Source organism: Victivallis vadensis (assembly GCF_003096415.1).
GTDB classification, from domain to species: Bacteria; Verrucomicrobiota; Lentisphaeria; order Victivallales; family Victivallaceae; genus Victivallis; species Victivallis vadensis.
In genome coordinates, this window is record NZ_QEKH01000049.1 from 17877 (window position 1) to 27504 (window position 9628).

Below are 9628 nucleotides of genomic sequence, written 5' to 3' on the forward strand. Positions count from 1 at the left end.
GGTATCCGGGATTTCGCTCCTTTCGGAGCGACCAAGGCGCTTCGCCCTTGGAACCCGACCGGCAAGGTGCCGGCGCCGGGCACGAGAGCCGGGAAAGGCGTACCGCCTTTCCCTCCGGGTGGGAGAGGCTCTACTGTGGACATGCAGGCGTGTACCTGAGCGGCACACCGCTTCGGTCGGCGCAGAGCCGATTTTTTTATCGGCTCTAGGCACTCCCTGCGCCTGCTGCCGCCGGAGGTCACGCTCGGAACCTCCAGATGCTGACCATCTGATGTGAAGTTACTCCGATGGAGGCTGAACTCTCCCTACCTTTTCATGCAGGCAAGGTTCAATAAGGCTCGTACTCAAAGATATGCTTGCCTGTGATATGGCAATTGTATTGTTGCCTGACCTCGCTTTGCGTATATCGGCAGATAAACTCTTATCAGCCTCCATCAGGGTATCTGTCTATTACCCGGTCAGCATCTGATGTGAAGTTACTCTGATGGAGGCTGAACTCTCCCCTACCTTTTCATACAGGCAAGGTTCAATAAGGCTCGTATTCAAAGATATGCTTGCCTGTGATATGGCAATTGTATTGTTGCCTGACCTCGCCTTGCCTATATGGGAGATTAGCTCTTAACAGCCTCCATCAGGGTATCTTTCTATTACCAGGTCAGCATCTGGAAGTTCCGAGCGTGACCTCCGGCGGCAGCAGGCGCAGGGAGTGCCTAAAGCCCGCAAAAAAGCGGGCTTTGCGCCGACCGGAGCGGTGTGCCGCTCAGGTATAACCTTGCCTGTCTCTACCGGAGCCTCCCCCACCCGGAGGGAAAGGCGTACCGCCTTTCCCGGCTCTCGTACCCGGCGCCGGCACCTTGCCGGTCGGGTTCCAAGGGCGAAGCGCCTTGGTCGCTCCGAGAGGAGCGAAATCCCGGATTCTTACGGAAGGATCTTGCGCTCTTTCAACCACAACACCAATTCCCTGGTCCACGGCAGCGCGTTGTCATAGGGATACCGGTCCCCCAATCCGAGGCCGTGACGGCCGGTTCCGTAGACGTGCAGCGCAAACGGCACCTTGTGATTGCTCAGGGCGGTCGCGAAGTTGATGCTGTTGGAGACCGGCACCCCGCCGTCGTCGGCGGTGTGCCAGATGAAACACGGCGGCGTGTCGGCGGTCACATTCTTCTCGGCCGAAAGCGCGTCGATCAATTCGGCCGACGGATTGGCTCCGAGCAGGTTGTTCCGGGAGCCGCGGTGCGTGCCGGGCCCCATCGTGACCACCGCATAGCACAGGATGCCGAAATCGGGACGGGAACTGACCCGTTCGACCGGATCTTCGGAAGCGGGCTTGCCCGCGTCATACTTCGTCAGCAGCGTGGCGGCCAGATGCCCGCCCGCCGAGGAGCCCATCACTCCGATCCGGGCCGGATCGACGTTGAACTCCTGCGCCCGGCTGCGGATGGTCCGCATCGCCCGGGCGGCGTCCTGCAGCATCACCGGATGCCGGTAGCCTTTGGAGCCGAGCCGGTAGCGCAGCACGAACCCGGCGATGCCGTGCCGGTTCAGGAACCGGGCGTAATCCGCCCCCTCGTGTCCGGCCAGGCCGCCGTAACCGCCGCCGGGGCAGATCAGCACCGCCGGAACGGGCCCTTTCGCCCCCTCCGGCAGATATGCCGTCAATGTCGGAATATCGAACTCGGAAGTGCCGCGCGCGCCGGGCGCATCGCCCTGCCACAGCCGGAACGGCGCCGGCGCATCCGCACCGGCCAGCGCAAACATCGCACAGCAGCACAACAACAAAGCAATTTTTTTCATTTTCCCGCAGCCTTTCTTTCCCATTCCTGAAGCAGTTCATTCTGCAAAACCGTCTCCGCCGCGGACATCACCGGGAAAACGGCATCCGTTTTCCCCTGCGCCGCCAGCGAAGCGAAATACTCCGCCTCCAGCGTGAAGCTGGTCCGGTCGCACGGCACTTCGATCACCTCCGCCGCTTCGCCGCTCCGGGTCAGCAGGATTCGGCCCTGCGGCGGATTCACCCGGTCGCACACCCACGGATCGGGCACGACGATCTTCCCGCCCTCACCGTAGATCCGCAGGGAGTTATCCTCGGTGCTGGTCAGACTGACCGTGAGCCGCCCGACGATTCCGGCCGGATAACACACCAGCGCCGTCGAAAGCAGATCGATGCCGTTTTCCGCCCATACGCCGACCGCCTCCAGCCGTTCCGGCCGCACCGGCGCATTGCCGGAGGAAGCGGCGGCGACCAGATTGGCCATCGACAGCGGATAACCGCCGATGTCCCAGATCGCCCCGCCGCCCAGCGCCGGATCGAACAACCGGCTTGCCGGATTGAATTCGGAGCGGAAACTGAAAGCCCCCTCCACCGATCGCACCCGGCCGACCGCGCCCGCCTTGAGCAGCTCCACCAGCTTCGCGGTCTGCGGGTGGCAGCGGTACATGTACCCCTCCAGCAGCAGCACTCCCTGTTCCCGGGCCAACCGCTGCATTTCATGGATTTCCTCCATTCCGAGCGCCATCGGCTTTTCGCAGAGCACGTGCTTGCCCTGCTTCAATGCACAGCGGGCCCATTCCGCATGGAAAGGATGGGGCGGACAGACGTAGACTGCCTCGATTTCGGGATCGGCGCACATCTGCTCCACCGAAGAATAGGCGCGCTCCACCCGGTGCTCCGCCGCGAACGCCGCCGCCTTTTCCGCCCGGCGTCCCGCCACGCCGCAGGCCCGGCAGTTCTCCGCCCGGTTCAGCGCCAGCGCGAACGCCCGGGCGATCTGTCCGGTTCCCGCAATTCCCCACTTCAGCATCGTGACCTTTCCTTTCACTCAGAATTCCCGCCGGAAGACGGACATCACCAGATTGTAAAGTTCCTCGCCCAGCACTTCCTTGTGCAGCACCTTGACCCGGACCGTGCGCCCCGGCATCACCTCCGGCTGGCGGTCGAATCTGACTTCGATCCGGTAAAGGGCCATCACGGAGTTGTACTCGGGCGAAAGGCTGTTTTCGTCGCGGTAAACCGGCAGCGGCCCGCCGAAATTCTGCAGCAGCGGGGAGTTCCGCAGCTTGGCCGGAATCTGGGCGATCGCCTGAATCTCCCCTTCCTCAACGCCGTACCGGTCGGGAAAGATGACTTCCACACGCTGATTGGCCCTCAGCTTGCGCACCTCCTGGTCCGTCGCATAGGCGTAGACCATCTTGGTGTCGGAGACCAGCTCGCCGACCACCATGCCCGGCGGGAAAAAGAACCCCTTCGAAATATCCGTCCGGCGCGGCACGAAATTGCCCTCCGCCGGCGCCCGGCGGATCAGGTTGCCCTTGCGCCGCCTGAATTCCCGGAGTCCCAGTTCGTCGCTTTTGAGCTTCTCCTCCGTGACCTGGCTGTCGCTGAAAGTCTCCCGGTCGAGCTGCTGCAGCTCAAACAGCGCGTTGTCGAACGCATGGGTCCAGACCACCTTCTGCCGGTTGAATTCCAGCATCGGGTTTTCCAATTGGTAGATCAGGTCGCCCGCCTTGAGCCGCACCGTGTTCTTCGGCCAGGGGGAAGCGAGGAAACCGCTCTCCTCGATCGAAATCAGCTCGCTCTTTTCCGCCACGATCTCTCCCGGCAGCGTGATGTTCCACGAAAGCGGGAAAAACAGCACCACCAGCACGATCGCCGCCGTCAGGATGCTCCACCACCAGTTCGCCCGCGCCGCCGCCCGTTTCGACATCGTGCGGATCGTCTTGATCTCGCGGTAAAGCGGGAAAATCGCCAGCGTGTAAACCTCGAGGATCAGCAAAATCACCGCCACCACCTTGATGAAGCTGTGGTAGACGATCATGATGATCGAGGTATAAAGCACGATCCGGTACAGAAACGACGCGATGCCGAATGCCAGCAACAGGCCGCGCCGCGGCTCCGACGGCTTTTCGCCGAGGCCGAAGAAATAGTACCGCCAGTACCGTTTCAGGCAGTCGGCGGAGTTCCCCATCAGGTTCTCGATGTTCAGCAGGTCGCACAGGATGTAGTAGCCGTCGTACCGGATCAGCGGATTGCCGTTGACCAGCAGCGTGCTCAGGGAGCTGACCGCGAAGATATAGAACATGGTCGACTTCATCGGCCCCGGCGGCAGATAGCACCACAGCAGCGCGGCGATGCCGCCGACGATCAGTTCGCCGATGATACCGGCGCAGTCGATCAGGGTGCGCTGCCGCAGCGGGAGCCGCCAACTGTCGGTGGTGTCGGTGAAAATGCGCGGGTAAAACACGATGAAACTCACCCCGATCGCCCGCACCCGGCATTTGAAGTGCATCGCGGCCAGCGAGTGGGACGCTTCGTGGATCACCTTCAACCCCACAATCGCGACGAAATATTTGGCCAGCCCCGCCCACGACAGCGAATCCAGGAACATGCTCCGCACCGCCGAAAAATCCCGGATCATCAGGATGTACCCCAGCACTGCCGGAATCAGCACCAGAATCAGGAACCACCGGCTCGCCAGAAAGTCGACATAGGGAGCGATCGTGCGGAAAAACCGGTCCGGGTGGATCGGAGGCAGCTTGAAAAACATATACACCGAGGCGATCCGAAGCAGCAGCGTGCTTTTCTTCACCTGCTCGGCCATCTGCTTTTTGCGCTCGAACTCGCCGTACTCCGGCGCGAACAGATTGTTCTGCTGCAGGAAGGAGACCAGTTCGATCACTTCGGCGGACGACACCTCCAGTCCGGCGGCCTTCAGCCGTTCGAGAAACACCTCCAGCTCATACGGCTGATCCATCTTGCTGATGATCAGGGCCGTTTCGGGACTGATCCGGAAATACCCCTCCGAAACCGGATCGAACAGCATCGGATAGTTTCCATGCACTCCGGGCCGGATCAGCTCGATGTCCTGACGCAGCATTCCTATTTTCATATCGTCAGATCCACCTGAGATAAATGACCAGATTCCGGAAGAGGTAGTAACCGAGCGACACCCGCTCTCCGCGCAGCTTCGCGATGCCGCGCATGCCGAATCGCAGGTTGTCGGCGTTGTTCATCGCGGCGCGCACCTTGTAGCAATAAACGCGCTGCTCGGTCAGTTCCGGGTAGTTGCTGATCGACGTGACCTCCGCCTCAATCGCCTGATCGGGGCGGGTATACAGAAACAGCGTCGCGTCCAGCTTGCCCTGCAGGATCGAACTGTCCCGCTCATTGACCAGGATTTCCGCCACATTGCCGTCGCCGGTGTAGATGTCGAAAATTTTGTCTCCGGTGCGCACCGCGCGGTTGGTCAACAGTTCGGCCCGTCCGTCCGCCAGCGCCAGCACCCCATCCACCGGAGCGATGAATTTGGAATGCGCCAGATACCAGTTCGCCTCATCCACCGCCACCTTGGCGCCGTTCAGGCGTGCTTCGATCAGCTGCACCTTTCCCAGCCGGGTCCGGTCGGAAAAGGCAGCGCTGCTCTCCAGGTCGTACTCCTTCTCGATCTCCCGGACCTGGCTGGCGGCATTCGCCAGCCGGAACGCCACCTGGCTGGTATCGTACTCCGCGATCACCTGCCCGGCCTTGACCCGGTCGCCGTCCTGCTTGTAGCACTTGGCGATCGGGCCGTCGAACCACGCGTAAGAGCTGACCGTTTCCGGCGCTTTCACCACGAACTCCGCATTCACCGACTCGTTGACCGGCACGAACATCAGCGCGGCGATCACCGCCAGCAGGATGTACAACGCGACCTTGCGGGGCCGGAAGATACTGCGCAGCCGGGCCTTGCCCGACGCCCGGCAGCAGCGGTGGCAATAGAGCGCCTCCGCGTAGTTGCGGACCAGAATGCTCGCCGCATTCATCGCGAAATTCGGCACCTCCTCCGGGAATTCCAGCAGCCACACCAGCCGGAAATCCACCTTCCCGAGGAAAGGCGGCGGCGCCAGCATCACCACCATCATCGTTTCCCGGTCGCCGATCAACTGCGACAACGCCACACCGGCCCGCTGATCCAGATTGGAACAATCCGCCAACGTCAGGACCTGCGGTTTCTCCGTCAGCTCCAGATGTTCGCAGAGCGCGCACTGCGCCTGCGCCTCATTGGTGCTCTGGTTGACCGCCACCTGAGCGAACGGCGTGACCACACGGGCCTTGCCGCCCTGAATTTCCAGCATCGTGGAGCTTTTGTACCGCAGCAGCGTGCGCGAACTGTTCACCGCAATGCCGGAAGCCGTGGTGAAATCGGGAGCCGCAAACAGGTCATTGCTCAGCTTGATGATCATGCCGAAGGCTTTGAGCCTGGCGCTCCACTCGTTTTTCTGGTCATTCGCCATCGGTCAGCACCCCGGTCAGCCCGGCGGTCAATTTGCCGTCGGAATTGTCGATCAGCGCCTTGATCTCGATCGTGCCGGACCGGTGGTCGGCCCGGGGAGAAACTTCAAACACTTTTCCCTTCACGACATCCGGATGCCCGGCGAAACGGAACGAAAGCTCCGTGCCGATCGTCCGGGGCGCGGAAACCGGCACATTCATCACCGCCAGCAGCTTGCCGTCGTCGATGACCTTGAAAAGCGGCTGCCCGGCGCGGACCGTCTCATGCTCCCGGCAGAGCACCTCCTCGATCTTGCCGTCGAACGGCACGTTCAGGAAGCAGTATCCCAGCAGCAGCTTGGCCTCCAGATAGTTGGCGTCGGCGATCTTCTTCCGGGCGTTGGCGGAAGCGCTCTCCGCCTCCCGCCGCTTCAATTCGATCTTGCTCTGAAAGTTTTCGTCGAAAAGTTTCTTCTGCGACACATAGGATTCATCCGCGAACTCCGCCTGAATCTTCGCATCTTGCGCCGAGGCTTCGGCGCGCTCGCAGTCGATCCGGTAGCGGGTGTCGTCCAGCAGAACCAGCACTTCGCCCGCTTTGAACCGTTCTCCGACCCGGAATTTATATTCCTTGACCGTGCCGTCGACTTTGGCGGCGATTTCCGCCTCCCGGAAAGGAAACAGCACCACTTTGACCGGCCTCGACTCCACGGCCGCGACGGAAAACATCGCCGCCAGAAGCACCGGCAGAAAAACTTTTTTCATCGGAAAACAATCCTCAGTTGTTTCAGGACGCCAAACCGGAGCCTCGCCGCACGCGGGGATTTCGGTCCCGGCCCCTTGACACAACCGGCCCCGGAACTTTCCGGAGCCGGCTGCTCATGTTTTCAATTATTGTCGATCAAATCCGCCAGGATCAGATCGCGACCATCTCGGAGAGAGCCTCATCGACCTCATCCTTGAAGATGTCGGCGCGGCTCATCAGGTCGGAGTAATCCGCATCCGAGAAGTCGGCGCCGTCGAAGATCGCCGTATCGTAGGCGGTCTCAAGGCCGAGGAAATCGACCTCCGACTGGAGCACGGCGGCGATATCGTCGCCGTTGGGATCCAGCTTCGGCAGGCTGCCGCTGCGGCGGAATACGAACCCTTCCTCATAGAACAGCTCTTCCAGCTCCGCCGCCCGCAGCTCATTGCCCAGCAGCATCGCCAGCGAACTGAAGTTCAGGTTGTTCTGGCTCGGGAAGCTGGTGGCATTAAGGTCATTGGCCCCGGAAACCATCCACATTTGCCCATGGTCATAAATAATGCCCATGCCAGTATTATTGAACACCCCAACTGAAGTATTGCTGCCGTTGATATTAAGTCGTCGATGTCGCCGAGCGGCACATCGTTGATATCACCGGCATCCCCCGCATCCCCGGAGTCACCGGCGTCGCCGCCCTGACTTTCGGCGGCCGCGTGATCAGCATCGGGCGCCTCCCCATCCGTATCGGCAGCGGAAGCATCCACATCCGCTCCGTCAGCTGGAGCATCGGCCTGTTCCGGCGCCTGACCGGGAACGATTTCACCTTCCACGATCTTATTCGCGGCGGCGTCCAGATCCGCCGCCTCTCCCGGATTGGAGTGATTCTGCTGCGCCTGCGCATTCGCCGCCGCATCCGCCGGATTCTCCGGCGGCGCGTTCTTCAACGCCTCTTTGGAATCCTGAGCCTGCTCCTGAGCCGCGGAGGCTTCCGCGCTCGCCGCCTGATTGGCCGCGTCAACCGCATCCGCCACACCGGCGGCATCGAACAGCACCCGGTCTTCCAGTTTGAATATATTAACTTTTTTCATTTAAAACCTCCCTTTGATCCAGTATTCAGCGCTTTTCGTTCAGCATCGAATTCGCTTTTTCCGGAGTGGCATCATAGATTGCAATAAAGTCGACATCATTGAACTTGGTCAGCGGCTGATTCACGATCGTCGTTTCCAGTTCAGTCAGGTTCTGAAGATTGGTGTTGGCGGCCACCCGCTTGGCGCGATCCTCGTCATACGTGCGCCGGGCCTTTTCCAGCTCTTCAGCGGCGCGGACTTTGGCCTGCGCCAGTTCATTGCGAAGCTCGCCCAGACTCTTGGCATCGATATGACGGACGCCGATCGAATTCAGAATCCGATAGTAGGCGACATAGTAATTGCCGAGCGTCATCAGGCGGTCGATTTCAGTTTCCGCGGTTTCCAAACGCATGTGATCCAGCTCAAGCCGGGAGAGTTCACCGGTGATCTTCTGGTTGGCGACCGCCCACTTCAGGTTGTCGTTATAGGTCTTGTAGACCTTGTCGTTGATGTCGAAGCGCTCCTTGGTCGCGATCAGGTTCGCGTGGGAGATGCGCACCTGCGCCATCACGCCGATCGCCTGCGCGAAAGTACGGGCCTCTTCCGCGTCAACCTGCGAGCTGTAGGCCTGATACCGGGCGATCTGCTGCGGCAGCTTCAGCAGGTTGTAGGCCGCGCGGATCCCCAGCTCATACCAGCTCATGTGATAGAGGAAGGAGTTGGTGCTGTTGGTGAAGTCGGTATAGATGCGGACGTTCGGCAGCATCATCAGAATCGTCTTGCGGCACTCGATCACGTTGATGTGCTTCTGCATGTCGATTTCATAGAGTTCCGGACGCTGCAGCAGCGCGATCTGCTCCATCAGCTCGATATCCGGCAGCGAATTGAATTCCGGCACCTTGTTCAGCATGGAATCATCCACCAGAATCTTGCCGGCGGGACGCATACCCAGCAGCGAACGCAGTTCGACACAGCTGTTTTCATAGGTGCGGATATAGTTGGTCAGGCGCTTTTCCATATCGACGAACCGGCGGGTTTCTTCGAACGCGCGGAACGGCGTGATGTCGCGGGACTTGCTCAGTTTGGAGATGACTTCGTAACGGGAACGGCAATCTTCCAGCAAGCTGGTGGTGATTTTGATCGCCTTCTGCGCGGCCGCAACCTGGAAATAGGCCTTCGCCACATCAAGCGACAGATTCTGGCCGGCGCGGATTTCGCGCTGTTCGCGCATCAGGACCCGGTCTTCTCCCTGCTGGGTGTTGAAGAAAGCCAGACCGAAGTCCAGCACACTCAACGCCAGGTCCACGTTCAGGTAGTTCAGATGGCGGTCCTGGCTGGTGCTGTAACCGTAAGTCAAACCGCTTTCACCGACCTTCTTGCTGCTCGAAGCGGGCGTATTGTCACGGCTGGTGCAGATATTTACCTGCTTATCATATGGTTCATAGTTTAATGCATCAAGTAACCCAAGAAAATAGATAATGTCCCAAATTTTGTGATGGGATGTGTTGTTTGACAAGGTTGCATCTGCCTTTTATTTTGAGTAACTCAAAATCTCAACATAAAGGGAAT

General features: G+C 60.1%; 8 protein-coding genes. All 8 read right to left on the minus strand.

The features are described 5' to 3' along the window. Positions 1 to 918: 918 nt before the first annotated feature. On the minus strand, positions 919 to 1794 hold the full coding sequence (locus C8D82_RS19115; RefSeq protein WP_207776193.1) for an alpha/beta hydrolase: 876 nt from the start codon (positions 1792 to 1794) through the stop codon (positions 919 to 921). After that, complete coding sequence (locus C8D82_RS19120; protein WP_133245298.1) at positions 1791 to 2819, minus strand: Gfo/Idh/MocA family protein; 1029 nt, start codon at positions 2817 to 2819, stop codon at positions 1791 to 1793. The genes C8D82_RS19115 and C8D82_RS19120 overlap by 4 nt, the downstream gene beginning before the upstream one ends. After that, complete coding sequence (locus C8D82_RS19125; protein WP_116885895.1) at positions 2820 to 4886, minus strand: hypothetical protein; 2067 nt, start codon at positions 4884 to 4886, stop codon at positions 2820 to 2822. It abuts the gene before it with no gap. Positions 4887 to 4890: 4 nt separating this feature from the next. Then, a complete protein-coding gene (locus tag C8D82_RS19130) occupies positions 4891 to 6270 on the minus strand; it encodes an efflux RND transporter periplasmic adaptor subunit (RefSeq protein ID WP_116885896.1) in 1380 nt (459 codons plus the stop codon). Beyond that, positions 6260 to 7012, minus strand: a complete 753-nt coding sequence (locus tag C8D82_RS19135) for an efflux RND transporter periplasmic adaptor subunit (RefSeq protein WP_116885897.1) — start codon at positions 7010 to 7012, stop codon at positions 6260 to 6262. The genes C8D82_RS19130 and C8D82_RS19135 overlap by 11 nt, the downstream gene beginning before the upstream one ends. Before the next feature lie 151 nt (positions 7013 to 7163). Continuing rightward, complete coding sequence (locus C8D82_RS19140; RefSeq protein ID WP_133245299.1) at positions 7164 to 7532, minus strand: hypothetical protein; 369 nt, start codon at positions 7530 to 7532, stop codon at positions 7164 to 7166. Then, entirely contained in the window at positions 7469 to 8080 is a 612-nt protein-coding gene (locus tag C8D82_RS19145) for a hypothetical protein (protein ID WP_116885899.1), read from the minus strand. Before C8D82_RS19145 ends, C8D82_RS19140 begins: the two co-directional genes overlap by 64 nt. Positions 8081 to 8105: 25 nt before the next feature. Beyond that, complete coding sequence (locus C8D82_RS19150) at positions 8106 to 9416, minus strand: TolC family protein (RefSeq protein ID WP_165833204.1); 1311 nt, start codon at positions 9414 to 9416, stop codon at positions 8106 to 8108. Between the last annotated feature and the right edge of the window lie 212 nt (positions 9417 to 9628).